The organism is Bradyrhizobium sp. BR 10261 (assembly GCF_019455395.1).
In the GTDB taxonomy this organism is placed as follows: Bacteria; Pseudomonadota; Alphaproteobacteria; order Rhizobiales; family Xanthobacteraceae; genus Bradyrhizobium; species Bradyrhizobium manausense.
The window spans coordinates 165,656-179,804 of sequence record NZ_JACOFQ010000004.1 but is presented as its reverse complement, the minus strand read 5'-3'; the positions used below and the strand labels follow the sequence as shown (position 1 = coordinate 179,804).

Sequence of the window (14,149 nt, the reverse complement as noted above, 5' to 3'; positions counted from 1 at the left end):
AAACGATCGTCGCTCCCCGGGATGAATGTTGCGATCACTTGGTGGGGTCTTCGCGAAGGCAATAGAAGCTTGTTGTCGGTTGGGTCTTCTTGTCGATTTCGCGCTCCATGTCCTTGTTCACACGGCCGCCTTCGGTTTTGCACGCCTCAAGGGTGCTGTATGTTGCGGCCCGGATGACGTGCCACTGCTTGTTTAGGTCGTAAAGAAAGAGGATCAGCACACAGGGCGAACACTTTTCGTCTCCTCGCACGCTCGTTGAATGATCAATCGCAGCGGAAGCGCCGGGTGCGGGGCTGATGGCCCCAGCCAGGAACAGTGCCGCGACCACACCTGCGGCTATCGATCTGATACCGTTTTGTCTCAACTGAGCACTCCTTTATACATTATGGATTCGCCGGCGATACCAGAGAGGGCAGCGGCAATGGGTATTCCAAGCGCACGCCCGGCCCCCGCCGTGGCGACGGAGCTGCGGCTCCGCCGGCGCCCGGTGCCGGCTGCCTTGGTACCGGCGCGTGAGAGCCCGGCGGGGGCGTCGTCGGGGGTCCCCAAACCTGGAAGGCGACCGGCGCCGGCGGTGGACCGATATCGGACGCTATAATCGCGCTGCCATTCCTGGCACCGGCCGCCGCCACGACATGCAGCGTGTTCAGATCGAGCGTAAAAGTGCCGGAGTTCTCGCGCGAAGCCGACAGATCGGGGACAAGCGGAGAGATCGTGCTGGCGACCAGAGTGTATTTGAGGTCGATGCCCGGCTTGATATCGAGCGCGAAGGAGTATTGCAGTTGGCCCGCATAGACGGCCTCCATATAATCGCCTTTGGCGAGCCAGCTCTTGGCCATCTCGCGGCTGATGGTTATCTCGAGCCACTGAGCCAGCGTGGCTTTACCATCGACATAGATGCGGTCAAACTTTTCGACTTCGGGAACCTGATGCGCCACGAGCAATTCGACGTCGGCCAGTGTACGTATCAAAGGCGTAGGCGTTTGAGGCTCCAGATAGCAAAAGAAGCCGGCATCTTCGTCGCCCACGCCTCCGGCCAGGTTGGCCGCGGGTCGTTTGTTTCGCTTTGAAGGCCCGAGCTTCGCATCCTGGGGGAGGGCAAACGTCGTCGTGCGCGTATAAGTCTTGAAGCCGGTGTAAGAGGGACCGAGATGCCATGTCTCGGAATTGCCAGAAGGAACCGAAGACGCCTTCCAATCGACGCCCAAAGTGAGACCGACCGTATCGATGGTTTTCAAATCCACCTGTAACGCGCCAAATTTCGTTTCATCTAAGTCAATGAACGAATAGTGCTCGATCGCGGTCTCGTATCCATAGTCCTTGAGAGCGCGGGCAAACTGGGCGCGGCGCATCCGGTTGGCTTCGAGAAAGGTGATGATCTCGCAGCGTAGCGCTTTGAACACGACATTCACGGGGACCGTCGAGCCGGGATCGACGGAAGTCTCGTAAATGCTACTGCAATCGGCCAACCCGAGGGACGCAATTGACAACGCAACCAGCGAAATGACTCTCACAATACATACTCCAGTTCATTGCTGCGCCTGCTCCCCAAGCGCGGCTTTGAGCGCCGAAATGGCGCCGGGATATTTCTTCAGCGTATCGATGTCGCTTTTGACGTGACGCTCCTCATCCGTCACCATCGATGTCGGTATCGGACCAAACTTTCGTTTGATGTTGGCCGCGGCCAGCACGTCCTGGCGACCGAGCGCTGCGCTGGAGAGCCGCTGCTTCAGCTGCGTATCAAGCCCGCCCGGCGTATCCTGCAGATTTTGCGCAATAGCCGAGACCGCGACCAGCGGCTCGCCGTAAGCTTTTGCCATACCGGCGCGATCAAATTTGGTAAGATTGGACACCCAGCCCGCCCGATAGCATCGCGACTTCTCTCCGTCGGCGTAAATGCCGGGGTCGTCGCCGCTTGGGCTGGATTTGGTGCTGAGATTATACTTCATCACGGAGTAATTGTCGTACTTGGTCGTGATGAATTCGCCGTCGATCACCGCCTCATTGTTAGGATAGGCCTGAATAGTGGAACTAAAGATCTTGCCCATGCTGGCTTTGGCATCGGCGACGCTGGCGAAGTTGAAATGATCGGCGACATACTGCCAGTCAAAATCACAATCGACGCGCTGGTGCTCGTGCTCGAAGCCCAACGCATGCCCAAACTCATGCAGGACGTAGAAGCGAAAGATCTGCGTCTGATCGAAATATTTGCTCTGCTCGGGGAACAGCAGCGTCATCGAGTAGGGCTGATAACCATCGAGCGAAGATGTCTTCGACTGGTTACCGACTAGCGAGGTGAAGTAGGCGCTGTTGTCATCAGCAGCAGCGGCGATGTCGACGCGAACCGCCGCACTGTCCTTGTTTTCGCAGACCCGATAGGGCTTCGCGCCCCAATCGAACGTGACCTTGGTCCCGATGGTCCATTCATTCGCAACCGGGATGATCTTTTCGATCAGTGCTTGGCGGGCGGTCACCGCATCCTTCGGCCCGAAACAAACAGAAATACTTCGGTCAGCCCACACACTATCGCGCCGGACAATGGAAAAGAGCGCCATCTGGCCGGCGGGCGGCAGATTGAGCGCGTTGAGTTTGTCGAGCGCTGTCGTTTTGGGCGGATTGAGGCCCTTTGCGCCGTTCACCGCATCGTGCGCAACGGCTTCCCGCCCAACCAGGAGCAGGATGCACACGGCCATACTCGTACGCATATCCAGAGCCCCCGCCCGATTGCGTGTGCTCTATTCACACCACAACCACGCGAGGCGGTCAAGCGCCGGAGCGCCCGGATGCCTCGCCCTTGTGATTGTTGGGTAGCATGCAGCGCCCGTTCGTGAATCTCGCAGAGCGCGCGAGAGGATGCCAACCTCTTCCTCGAGCATCTTCTGGCGGGCGCAGGCACCGGACACGCCAACGCCGAGCGCGCGAAGCCCGTTGGCGCAGGTGGATGCACTGTCACCGCAGTCGAGGCGGGAAACGCAGGTATTTTCACCGGAGAGAGCGATCAATAACCAATAGTAGTGTGAGGGGTCTGGTGTTCACGCGGCTTACGCTCCTGGGCGAGCCTGCGAAATGTCGATCACATGGCGGTCCGACCCGACACTTAAGATGATCGTGTAAGTCTTGGGTCCGCCATCACCTTGGTCTGTTGGCGGCGCGACATGCAGTTGCCCCCCATACCATTCGCCGGGCATCAACGTGTTGTCCTTGATCACCGATTGCTCGAGCGCAACCATATTGCGCTGGCCGGTCTCCACGGTCGCTGCAATCATGGCATCGTTCTGCGCTGCGGCATTACCCTGTGCGATGGCTGCTGCTGTTGGGCTATAGAAGGTCCCCGTGCGGCCGTTCGGCGTCGTATATGTGCCGTACCCGGCGCGAGAAGCGCTGTACGCGTTCGCACCCGCCGCGACACCGGTCAGCAAAGCCGCGGCTACTTGGCGATTCTTCTCCTCCTGAACCAACATTTCATAGGTGACGATCTTCATCTCGAAGTCGGAACCAGCAACGTGTTGTGTGGCCTCGACCTGAGCAACCCGGAAATCGATCGGCTGACGGCCTAGATTGTTGATGCCGATCACAAATACGGGCCGACCATTCGCCTGGAGCTGCCGCGAGGCGGGTCGAACCAAAACGAGTGAATTCTTCTGGCGAGAGACAAGCGCGGGTTGCCCGTCTCGCATGAGCGCCTGCTGCTGTGGATTGGACGCCTTGAAGGAAACCGTCTCGCCGGTCGTCATGCAGCCGGTCAGCGTGATGCAAGCGACTGCTATCACCAGAATGCGCATACTGAAATTCCCCCCGAGGAAAGAGACTAAACAAACGCAGCCTGTGCGCGAGGGCAAGATGAGTTTGTGCTTGTAGGTATCGGGGCCCACCGTCAAAAAGTCTAAGGCGAGTTTGATGTGTGGCACCGGCTCGCCCAGCCAAAGCTCGCCGCGGCAGTCCGTCTTCGCTTCCGCTGCGCTCCAGCTACACCAGACACCACGCTTCGCCCTTCGGCTCCTGCGTGGCTGCTCAGCCCGCCTTCGCCCTCCGGGCTTCGGCGCGGCAGCCTTTGCTCGCTTCGCTTTTGATGTGTGGCACCGGCTTGCCGAGCCGAGGCTCGTCGCCGCCGTCCGTCTTCGCTTTCGCTGCGCTCCAGCTACGCCGGACACCACGCTTCGCCGTTCGGCTCCTGCGTGGCTGCTCAGCCCGCCTTCGCCCTCAGGGCTTCGGCGTGGCAGCCTTCCCTCGCTTCGCTTTTGATGTGTGGCACCGGCTTGCCGAGCCGAAGCTCGCGAAGCGAGCGAAGGCTGGTGGGCCCGGCAGGACTCGAACCTGCAACCAGACCGTTATGAGCGGCCGGCTCTAACCATTGAGCTACAGGCCCCGCCGCGGGACGGCCCGCGGGAACGCGCGGCCGGCAACGGTGCGCGGTTCGTTTACAGGGATGGAGGCGGGGGTGCAATGCCAGGGCACGCGAGGCGGAACGTCAGCGCGGCATCGAGGGCAATTTCCAAATTACCGAATTTTGCGATCATGCCCTTATACGCCTGTTTTGCCCGACGGAACAAGGGTTTTTCCCGTGGTCTTGATTTTTGCTGTGGTAACCCGTTGAAATCGGCCCACTTTCTACTGTGCATGGGGTTGTTTTGGTGTTTTTGACGTGACCCGCTCAGTCCACCGAGACCCCGGCGAATTCCACCACCTTGCGCCACTTCTCGGTCTCGTCTGCGACCAGCTTGCCGAACTCGGCCGGCGTCATCGGCCGCGGGATGCCGCCGTTCTCGGTCAGCCGCGCCACCACCTTCGGGTCCTTCAGCGCCTCGTTGACCGCCTTGTTGAGGAGCTCGACGATCTCTGCTGGCGTACCCTTCGGCGCGGAGATGCCGTAGAAGCCGACCGATTCGAAGCCCGGCACGGTCTCGGCGATGGCGGGCACGTCGGGCAGCGCGGGCCAGCGCTGCGGCGAGGTGACGCCGAGCGCGCGGACATTGCCGCCGCGCGACTGCTCGAGCGCGGAGGGCAGGTTGTCGAAGATCAGCTGCACCTTGTTGGAGATGATGTCGGGGAAGGCGATCGCCGAGCCGCGATAGGGCACGTGCACCATGTCGCACTTGGTCATCGCCTTGAACAGCTCCGCCGACATGTGCACCGAGGTGCCGTTGCCTGACGAGGCAAACGAGATCTTGCCGGGATTGGCCTTGCAATAGTCGATGAACTCCTGGACCGTCTTCACCGGCATCGCGTTGGAGACGACCAGCATGTTGGTGAGCTGCATGATGCTGGCGACCGGCGTGGTGTCGCGCAGGAAGTCGAACGGCAGCTTCTTGTAGAGCGAGGTCGAGATCGCATTGTTGGGCGCGACGAACAGCAGCGTGTAGCCGTCGGGCGGCGAGTTGATCGCCGCCGCGGCTGCGATGTTGCCGCCGGAGCCGGTGCGGTTCTCGACGATGAACTGCTGGCCGAGATGGTCCGACAAAAACTGCGCCATGATGCGCGCGACGATGTCGACCGGGCCGCCGGCGGCAAAGCCGATCAGCCAGTGCACGGGGCGGTCCGGGTAGGCGGCGGAGGCGGGAGGGGCGGCGTTGAGGAGACCTGACAGCAAGACCAGCCCGAAAACAGCGCACCGCAAGATTCGCAACATGTCGCCTCCCATTGCCTTATTGTTTGGGGGCATGCTTTCACAAAAACCGCCCGCTGCCTACATCGCCTCAAGTCGATGTTGACGCAGGCGCAGCCGGGCCGATGATGAAATTACTAAGTCGTATCCTTCTCAGTGTCGCGAGATCGGCGTGGTGAAGTGACGATAGCTCCAAGCGATCATCACTTCTTCAGCATCGCGCACGCCGGGTCCGGCGGGCCGAAGGCCTTGTCGCCGGGTATCGTCGTGAGGATCTTGTAATAGTCCCACGGATATTTGCTCTCCTCCGGCGTCTTCACCTGTACCAGCCAGAGGTCGTGCACCATCAGATTGTCATCGCGAAGCTTGCCGTGGCGGGCGAAGAAATCCTCGACCGGCGTCTCGCGCATTTTCGCCGCGACCTTGAGCGGATCGTCGGTGCCGGTTTCCTTGATGGCGTTGAGATAGTGGATCACGCTGGAATAGACGCCCGCCTGCCACATCGACGGCATCTTGTTCATCTTGGCGAAATAGCGCTTCGACCATTCGCGGGTCTTGTCGTCCATGTCCCAGTAGAACGAGGTCGTCAGCAGCAGGCCCTGCGCGGCCTGCAGGCCGAGGCCGTGGATGTCGGTGATCAGCGCCAGCAGCGCCGCCATCTGCTGGCCGCCCTTGAAGACGCCGAACTCCGAGCCGGTCTTGATCTCGTTCATGTTGTTGGGGGGACCTGCCGCAATGCCGATGATCTTGGCCTTGGAGGCCTGCGCCTGCAGCACAAAGGAGGAGAGGTCGGGCGTCGCCAGCGGCGGCTTCACCGAGCCCAGCACCTTGCCGCCATTGGCGGTGATGACGCTGGAGGCGTCGCGCTCCAGCGAGTGACCGAAGGCGTAGTCGTCGGTGATGAAGAACCAGCTGTCGCCGCCGCGCTTGACCACCGCATCCGCAGTGCCGACCGCGAGCGCACGGGTGTCGAACACCCACTGCATCGCATAGGGCGAGCAGAACTTGCCGTGGAAGTCCGCGGTGCCGGTGGAGTGGGTGATGAACAGCCGCTTCTTCTCGTTGGCGATGTTCTGCACCGCAAGGCCGACGGCCGAGACCGGCACGTCGACGATCAGGTCGACCTGGTCGACATCGTACCAGCGCCGCGCGATCGCAGCGCCAATATCCGCCTTGAGCTGGTGGTCGCCGATCACGATGCGGATCGGCTTGCCGAGCACAGTGCCGCCGAAATCGTCGATCGCCATCTGCGCCGCCGTCACCGAGCCCTGGCCGGTCGGCGCGGAGGCGGGGCCATTCATGTCGGTCAGCACGCCGATCTTGACGACGTCGTCGGACACCTGCGCCATCGCGGCACCCGACAACAGCGCCGCCGCCAAGGCGGCCGCAACCGGCAGTCCAAATCTCATTGGATTCACGCTTGTCCTCCCCTGATCCGGCGCGTTGGCCGAAACTTGCCGGGTACGGCCCGGCTGAATTGGTTTCTTTTGCAACTATTTGGGGGTGGGCGTCAATCTCAGGCCGCGAAACGGATTTGGCCTGCGGGCGAGGGATCGTAACCGGTCAGCTCCTCGGCGCGTTGGCACAGCCGCCGTTCGTCCAGGAACCGGATCAGGGCCTGCATGGCGGGGCGGAAATAGCTGCGCTGCCGCATCGCGAGGTCAAAATTCTCCCAGACCAGCGGCACGAAATCGAGCCCGGCCGAGCGCGCCGCCGCGCGCGTCGCGACGCCGCAATCGGCTTGTCCGGCGCGGACCATCTCGGCGAGGTCGGGCCCGGTGAGGGCCGGCGTCTCCACCCGCCGCAGATCGCGCGTCGAGGCGCCGGCGCGCTTCAGCAGCACGTCGAGCAGCATCTGCGCGCCGGTGCCTTGCTGTCGCATCGCCACCCGCGCGCCGAGCGCGAGCACGTCGGAGAGCCCCTGCAGCTGCTTTGGATTGCCGGGCGGCAGCACCAGCCCTTGTTCGCGGCGCACGAAGGCGACCAGCAGCGCATCATGCAAGTCAGGTGCGTCCCGCAGCGCCGTCAGGCTGGCGTCGGAGGCAAGGTTGCCTTCCGCGTCGAGGCTGTGGAAGTGCACGGCGACCGCCATCACCTCGTTGCGTTGCAGCCGCTCGAGCCCGCGCGCGCTGCCTTCTGTCATCGATCCGAGGCCTGAACCGGACTCGCGGAGGCTCCAGTCCAGCAGCTCGTCCTGGCTGCCGCCCACCACCGGCGGCGGCTCTGCCGTCAGCATGCCGGCAGGGCGCGCCAGGCCCGAAAGCACCCAGAGGTCGAGCTCGTGTCGCGGGAAGAGCCATTTGCCTGTGACCTTGGTGCAGGGGATCGCGCCGTTGGTTACGAGTTCGTAGAGCTTGCGTTCGCCGAGGCGGAGATAGTCCGCGGCTTCGCTGGTCGTCAGGAATTCCATCCTGCATTCCTATGCAAATTCTTGCTTCCTTTTTGACGTTCAACGCAGGGGAATTCTGCATTTCAGTTTTTGTCCGCGGGAACCATGCCTGATCATCTCGCTGCTTTGCAACACGTCCGCACGCCGGTTTTCACTGCTTTAGTGAACGATCTTAAAGCGTGCGCGTGCTTGCCGAGATTTCCCGAAAGACCTTCCCAATGGGTATCGCGTCACGAGTGCGGCGCAATCGATCATCATCATGATCGCGTCATAGCAATGGGAACCTGATATGGGCCGCCTGTCCGTCGCTTTCGCGCTTTCCTGCGGCCTCACGGCGGCCGTTGCGGCCGCGTCCGCGCAGGACCGCAGTATCGTCCTCGCGACAACGACGGCGACGCAAGAATCCGGCCTCATGGATTATCTGCTGCCGATTTTCCGCGACAAGACCGGCATCGAGATGACGGTGATTGCACGCCGAAGCGACGAGGTGCTCGATGTTGCCCGGAGAGGCGAGGTCGACGTGGTGTTGATGCATGCCCGGCCGCAGGAGGAGAAATTCGTCGCTGACGGTTTCGCCAGCAAGCGCTACGACGTGATGTACAACGATTTCGTGCTGATCGGGCCGAAGAGCGATCCCGCCGGCGTGAAGGGCAAGGACATCGCCACTGCGCTGAAAGCCATCGAAGCCAAGGGTGCGCCGTTCGTGACGCGCGGCGATCGTTCCGGCACTCATGCGGCGGAGCTCGCACTCTGGATCGTTGCCGGCATCGACATCGCCAGTGCCAAGGGCGCCTGGTATCGCGAAAGCGGGCAGGGCATGACCGCGGCGCTCGATGCCGCACGCAAGGCGAATGCCTATATGCTTGCAGATCGCGCCAGCTGGATCTCGTTCAGGGAACGCGGCGATCTCGACATCATCGTCGAGGGCGACAAGCGGTTGCTCAACCAATATGGCGTGATGCTGGTGAACCCGGAAAAATTTCCGGACGTGAAGAGAGAGCTGGGCCAGACCTTCATCGAGTGGCTGATCTCTCCGGAGGGGCAAGCGGCGATCGCCGGTTACAAGGTCGACGGGCAGCAGGTGTTCTTTCCGAACGCGGACAAATCGGGCGGCTGACGGCCGAGGTAGGAGCGGTTGCCAAACCGCGCGATGCGTGGTCCATCATGAGACATGATCCAGCGCCTGCCGCGTTCATTGACGCCGCTCGAGACCGGGCTCGCCGCACTGCTGCGTGGCGTCGATCCGGTCGTGCCGGTCGAATTGCCGCTGATTGAAGCGGCCGGCTGTGTTTCCGCGGGTATGCCATTGCTGCCGGCCTCTCCGCCGCGCGACATCGCTGCAGCGGACGGCTGGGCGCTTTGCGCCAGCGATCTCGTCGGCGCGTCCTCCTATTCGCCGCTGCCTCTGGCCGGGCTTCCGGTGTGGGTCGAGGCCGGCGGCGCGATGCCGGCGGGCTGTGATTGCGTGCTCGACGTTAACGCAGTTGAGGTGTCGGGCCCGCTCGCCCAGGTGCTGATGGAGGGCGTTCCGGGACAAGGTGTGGCGCGTGCGGGCAGCGATATCGACGAGAACGCGCCCGCGGCCGCAACGGGATGTCCCGTCGATGCAACAGCTCTGTTGCTCGCGCGCGTTGCGGGTGCGGACAGGCTGAGCGTCAGGCGGCCGCGCCTGCGCATCGTCAACGTGCCGGGCGGAAGCGCGACGCTGCAGATGATCGCCGAGCTTTCAAGCGCGGCAGGGTTGGATGTGAGCGCGCATGAAGCCGCTTCGCGCGATGCGCCGTCGATTGCGGCGGCGCTCGATGTGTCCGCCTGCGATCTTCTGCTGACGATCGGCGGCAGCGGCGTCGGTCGCGCGGATGCCGCGGTGACGGCGCTGGCCGAGTGCGGGGCGGAGCTCGCCCACGGTCTTGCGCTCCAGCCTGGACGGACCGCAGCCGCTGGTCGGCTCGGAAACGTTCCGGTCGTCGCCTTGCCCGGTTCGCCGGCTCAAGCGCTTGCGGTCTGGATTGCGCTGCTGCTTCCGCTGATCGATCGATTGTCGGCACGGCAACCACGTCGCACGGTGACCTTGCCGCTCGCGCGAAAAATTGCTTCCAGCGTCGGCATTGCCGAAATCGCGCTACTGGCGGAGGAACATAAAACGTGGATGCCGCTTGCCATGGGCGAATGGCCGCTGCACGCGATCGGCCGATCCGATGCATGGTTGCTTATTCCCGCGAGCCGCGAGGGATTTGCTGCGGGCGAACCGGTCGATGCTTGTTTGATGCGGGAATGATATGGGTTCCGGCATGACGATGATCCCAAGGCCGCCAGATCGCAGCACGCTCGAGCAGGAGCAATTTCTCAAAATCCTTTCGCGCGAGGAGGCGCTGGCGCGCTTCGACGCTGCGCTGTTTCCGCGTCCGGTCCCGAATGAGGCGCGCAAGCTTGCCGATGCGCTCGGTGCGGCCCTTGCTGAAGACGTCACCGCGCCGATCGACGTGCCGCCGTTCGATCGCTCCAATGTCGACGGCTTTGCCGTGCGCTCGGCGGATCTTTCAGTCGCCGGCGAAGGCGCGCCCGTGCGGCTGGCGCTGAACGGCGAGACCATTCACTGCGGCACCGCACCTGTGCTGCAAGTGACGACGGGAACCGCAACGCCAATCGCGACTGGCGGGCCGCTGCCGCGCGGCGCCGATGCCGTCGTCATGGTCGAGCACACCCAGCCGTCCGGCCTCGCTGCGATCGATGTCCGTCGCGCAGTCTCGCCGGGGCAGTTCGTCTCGTACGCCGGCTCCGACATCGCGCGCAGCGAAGCGCTGCTGCGCGCCGGCACAATCATCGGCTCGCGCGAGATCGGCATGCTGGCGGCCTGCGGCATCGCCGAGGTGAGAGTTGCACGGAAGCCCCGGGTTGCCGTGATCTCCACTGGCGACGAACTCGTGCAGCCCGGCGAGCCGCTTGCTCCGGCCACGATCTACGATACCAATGGTGCGATCGTCGCAGCCGCGATCAACGAGAACGGCGGCGAGGCGATCTTCCTCGGTGCGATTCCCGACGACGAAGTCAGGCTCGAAGCGGCGATGCGTCAGGCGCTGGCGTATTCCGACATGCTAGTGCTGTCGGGCGGCACATCGAAGGGCGCGGGCGACCTGTCCCATCGCATTATCGACCGGCTCGGCCTGCCCGGCGTCATCGCGCACGGCGTGGCGCTCAAGCCCGGCAAGCCGCTATGCCTTGCCGTGTGCGACGGCAAGCCGGTGGTGATCCTGCCAGGCTTTCCGACCTCGGCGATGTTCACCTTCCACGACATGATCGTGCCGGCGCTGCGCAAGATGGCCGGATTGCCGCCGCGCTCCGACGCCGAGGTGAGTGCGACCGTGCCGGTACGCATTGCCTCCGAGCTTGGCCGTACCGAGTTCGTCATGGTCTCGCTGGTCGAGGGCAAGGACGGGCTGATCGCCTACCCTTCCGGCAAGGGCTCAGGTGCGATCACATCCTTCGCGCAGGCCGATGGCTTTCTGCGCATCGATGCGCTCGCCGACCAGATGCCGGCGGGGACGAAGGCCGAGGTGACACTGTTCACGCCGCATGTGCGGGTGCCTGATCTCGTCATCGTCGGCAGCCATTGCACCGGCCTCGATCTCGTCACCGCGCCGCTCGCCCATGCGGGCCTCACTGTGCGCTCGATTGCCGTTGGCAGTCTCGGGGGCCTGGCGGCGGCCAAGCGCGGTGAATGCGATCTCGCGCCGATCCATCTGTTCGACGACAAGACGGAGACCTACAACGCGCCTTATCTCGTCGAGGGGCTCGAGCTCGTGCCGGGATGGCGGCGGATGCAGGGCATCGTCTTTCGCAGAGGCGACAAGCGTTTCGAGGGGCTCGGTGCAAAGGAGGCCGTTGCTGCCGCGGTCGCTGATCCCGCCTGCATCATGGTCAACCGCAACCAGGGCGCCGGCACGCGTATCTTGATCGACCGCCTGCTCGGCGGCGCGCGCCCGGAGGGCTATTGGAACCAGCCGCGCTCCCACAACGCGGTTGCTACGGCCGTCGCGCAGCACCGTGCGGACTGGGGCATGACCATTGCGCCGGTCGCCCATGCGGCCAATCTCGGTTTCATTCCGTTCGCGGAAGAGCATTATGATTTTGCCTTGGTGACCTCGCGCAAGCAGCGTCGGGCCGTGCAGGCCTTCATCAAGGCCCTCGGCTCGGATGAGGCGCGTGCGGCGCTGCAGCGAGCCGGATTCCGGCCCGCCTAGACGACCGGGTCGATGCCGTTGGCTTGAGTGGCGCGCTCTCTTGCGCGTTCCCGTTCCTCGGCTTCCGCAAGCGCACGCTGCGCTGCCGGCGGGAGCGGCTTTGGGTCCGGCGGGACGTCGACGATTTTGTCGCTGCCCGTGGCCTGTTGGCTCAGCCGCCTGGTGCTGTCGATTGCTTTCCAGAGATCGAACACGAAATCGACGACTGCGAATATGGCATTCAGAAGAGAGTCGGCCATGGCTGATCCGGAGTGCGTCCCGATCAGTAGTCGCAGCTCGTCTCGATCCGGTTCGATGTTCCGTTAAATGCTAGGATGCCCCATCCAGCGCCGCGAGACGCTCGGCTTCAGTGATGTCCTCGACCGTGTTGGCATTGAAGAACGGATCGAGCGGCTCGGCCGGCCATGTGACTGTCGCAAGCGGATAGCGCGCGGTCCAGCGGTCGATCTTGCGGAGATCCTCGACAACCAGGGCGTGGCGCAACTCGTCGCGCAAGGCGATGCGCCACAGGCCAATCACCGGATGCGACTGGTCGCCCGAGGCTGCGACCGCGAGCTGCGCGTGCTCTCGCGCCCGCGCCCCGTGGAGCCGCGCGACGAGGTCACGTGGCAGGAACGGGCAGTCCCCGGCAGCGCTGAGCACCCATTCGATCTCCGGCCGGTTTGCCGCGGTCCAGTCCAGTGCGGCCAAAATGCCGGCGAGCGGACCGGGGAAGCCGGGCACGTCGTCGGCAACAACCGGCAAGCCGAATGTAGCGAAACGTGCCGGATCGCCATTCGCGTTGAGGATCAATCCATCGCACTGGGGCGACAGGCGCGCGATCACGCGCTCCAGAATGGTGCGGCCGCCGATGGTGCGCATCGGCTTGTCACCACCGCCCATGCGACGTGCCAGGCCGCCGGCGAGCAGCACGCCAAGAGTCGGTGGAACGCTCGTTGGCGGAATGCTAGTCGTCACGACTTTCGCCCTTGCGCTTGTGCCTCGCTGATTCCTCTTCGACGTAAGCGAGATTCTGGTCGTAGACAATCCGCTCCTCGCCGGCGAGTGCGATGAAGCGTTTTCCGCGGGTGCGTCCGACCAGCGTCAGGCCGACTTGCCGCGCGAGATCGACGCCCCAGGCGGTGAAGCCGGAGCGCGACACCAGGATCGGAATGCCCATGCGTACGGTCTTGATCACCATCTCCGAGGTGAGGCGGCCCGTGGTGTAGAGGATCTTGTCGCCGGGATCGACGCCGTGGCGGTACATCCAGCCTGCGATCTTGTCGACCGCATTATGGCGGCCGACATCCTCGGTGTAGCAGAGCGGCTCGCCTTCCTTGCACAGCACGCAGCCATGGATCGCGCCGGCCTCGAGATAGAGCGATGGCATGGTGTTGATGGTTTGCGTCATCCGGTAGAGCCAGGAGGTGCGCAGCTCCGCCTTTGGCAGCGCGACGCTCTCGACCGCTTCCAACAGATCGCCGAAGGCGGTGCCCTGCGCGCAGCCGGAAGTCTGCGTGCGCTTCTTGAGCTTGGCTTCGAAATTGGTGTGGTGTGAGGTGCGCACGACAACCACCTGGAGGTCGTCGTCATATTCGACCTCGGTGACCGCGTCGTTATATTTCAGCATATTCTGGTTCAGCAAATAGCCGAGCGCCAGATATTCCGGATAGTCGCCGATCGTCATCATGGTGACGATCTCCTGGGAATTCAGGTAGAGCGTCAGCGGCCGCTCCATCGGCACCTTGATTTCGACCCTGGCGCCGGTCTGGTCAGTCCCGCTCACGCTCTGGGTCAGGCGCGGGTCGCCGGGGTCGGGGATAATCAGAGGCGCCGGGGCCTTGTCGATCTTCATCATGGCCGCGACGTTAGCATGACATTCGCCTCAAGCCGATATAAGCATGCCGGGGAATGGGCAAAATGCCTCCGCTCGCCAGT

At 63.4% G+C, this 14,149-nt stretch carries 13 protein-coding genes and 1 tRNA gene; 3 read left to right on the top strand and 11 right to left on the bottom strand.

Features of this window, described 5'->3' with window-relative positions; genetic code table 11:
- Window positions 1–34 precede the first annotated feature (34 nt).
- The 8 genes from HYH07_RS06235 to HYH07_RS06200 form a co-directional block, all read right to left on the bottom strand.
- On the bottom strand, window positions 35–364 hold the full coding sequence (locus HYH07_RS06235; RefSeq protein ID WP_220001656.1) for a hypothetical protein: 330 nt from the start codon (window positions 362–364) through the stop codon (window positions 35–37).
- 19 nt (window positions 365–383) lie between these two features.
- Window positions 384–1,412 (bottom strand): hypothetical protein, encoded by a 1,029-nt coding sequence (locus HYH07_RS06230; protein ID WP_220001655.1) that lies wholly within the window; start codon window positions 1,410–1,412, stop codon window positions 384–386.
- A 117-nt stretch (window positions 1,413–1,529) separates the two neighbouring features.
- Window positions 1,530–2,687: a hypothetical protein gene (locus tag HYH07_RS06225; RefSeq protein ID WP_220001654.1), complete on the bottom strand. Its 1,158-nt coding sequence runs from the start codon at window positions 2,685–2,687 to the stop codon at window positions 1,530–1,532.
- Window positions 2,688–3,041: 354 nt separating this feature from the next.
- Window positions 3,042–3,782: a hypothetical protein gene (locus HYH07_RS06220; RefSeq protein WP_220001653.1), complete on the bottom strand. Its 741-nt coding sequence runs from the start codon at window positions 3,780–3,782 to the stop codon at window positions 3,042–3,044.
- 508 nt (window positions 3,783–4,290) lie between these two features.
- Window positions 4,291–4,366 (bottom strand) — tRNA-Ile (locus HYH07_RS06215).
- A gap of 285 nt (window positions 4,367–4,651) precedes the next feature.
- Window positions 4,652–5,626 (bottom strand): tripartite tricarboxylate transporter substrate binding protein, encoded by a 975-nt coding sequence (locus HYH07_RS06210; protein ID WP_220001652.1) that lies wholly within the window; start codon window positions 5,624–5,626, stop codon window positions 4,652–4,654.
- 179 nt (window positions 5,627–5,805) lie between these two features.
- Complete coding sequence (locus HYH07_RS06205) at window positions 5,806–7,020, bottom strand: ABC transporter substrate-binding protein (protein WP_220001651.1); 1,215 nt, start codon at window positions 7,018–7,020, stop codon at window positions 5,806–5,808.
- A 98-nt stretch (window positions 7,021–7,118) separates the two neighbouring features.
- Window positions 7,119–8,012, bottom strand: a complete 894-nt coding sequence (locus HYH07_RS06200) for a helix-turn-helix transcriptional regulator (protein ID WP_220001650.1) — start codon at window positions 8,010–8,012, stop codon at window positions 7,119–7,121.
- A gap of 268 nt (window positions 8,013–8,280) precedes the next feature.
- Here HYH07_RS06200 and HYH07_RS06195 point away from each other — a divergent pair, with 268 nt between their 5' ends.
- From HYH07_RS06195 to HYH07_RS06185, 3 genes are read left to right on the top strand one after another with little or no spacing between them, the layout of a single operon-like run.
- The gene (locus HYH07_RS06195; protein ID WP_220001649.1) at window positions 8,281–9,108 is read left to right on the top strand and encodes a substrate-binding domain-containing protein; all 828 of its coding nucleotides are present in this window, start codon (window positions 8,281–8,283) and stop codon (window positions 9,106–9,108) included.
- Between the two features lie 54 nt (window positions 9,109–9,162).
- On the top strand, window positions 9,163–10,269 hold the full coding sequence (locus tag HYH07_RS06190; protein WP_220001648.1) for a molybdopterin-binding protein: 1,107 nt from the start codon (window positions 9,163–9,165) through the stop codon (window positions 10,267–10,269).
- 13 nt (window positions 10,270–10,282) lie between these two features.
- Window positions 10,283–12,232 (top strand): molybdopterin biosynthesis protein, encoded by a 1,950-nt coding sequence (locus HYH07_RS06185; protein ID WP_228749268.1) that lies wholly within the window; start codon window positions 10,283–10,285, stop codon window positions 12,230–12,232.
- Here the strand turns inward: HYH07_RS06185 and HYH07_RS06180 are convergent.
- From HYH07_RS06180 to HYH07_RS06170, 3 genes are all read right to left on the bottom strand, one after another.
- Window positions 12,229–12,471, bottom strand: coding sequence for a hypothetical protein (locus HYH07_RS06180; RefSeq protein WP_220001646.1), 243 nt, complete (start codon window positions 12,469–12,471; stop codon window positions 12,229–12,231). The two genes, HYH07_RS06185 and HYH07_RS06180, sit on opposite strands and share 4 nt — an antisense overlap.
- Before the next feature lie 70 nt (window positions 12,472–12,541).
- The gene (gene mobA, locus HYH07_RS06175; RefSeq protein WP_220001765.1) at window positions 12,542–13,177 is read right to left on the bottom strand and encodes a molybdenum cofactor guanylyltransferase MobA; all 636 of its coding nucleotides are present in this window, start codon (window positions 13,175–13,177) and stop codon (window positions 12,542–12,544) included.
- 1 nt (window position 13,178) lies between these two features.
- Window positions 13,179–14,069, bottom strand: coding sequence for a formate dehydrogenase accessory sulfurtransferase FdhD (locus tag HYH07_RS06170; RefSeq protein WP_220001645.1), 891 nt, complete (start codon window positions 14,067–14,069; stop codon window positions 13,179–13,181).
- Between the last annotated feature and the right edge of the window lie 80 nt (window positions 14,070–14,149).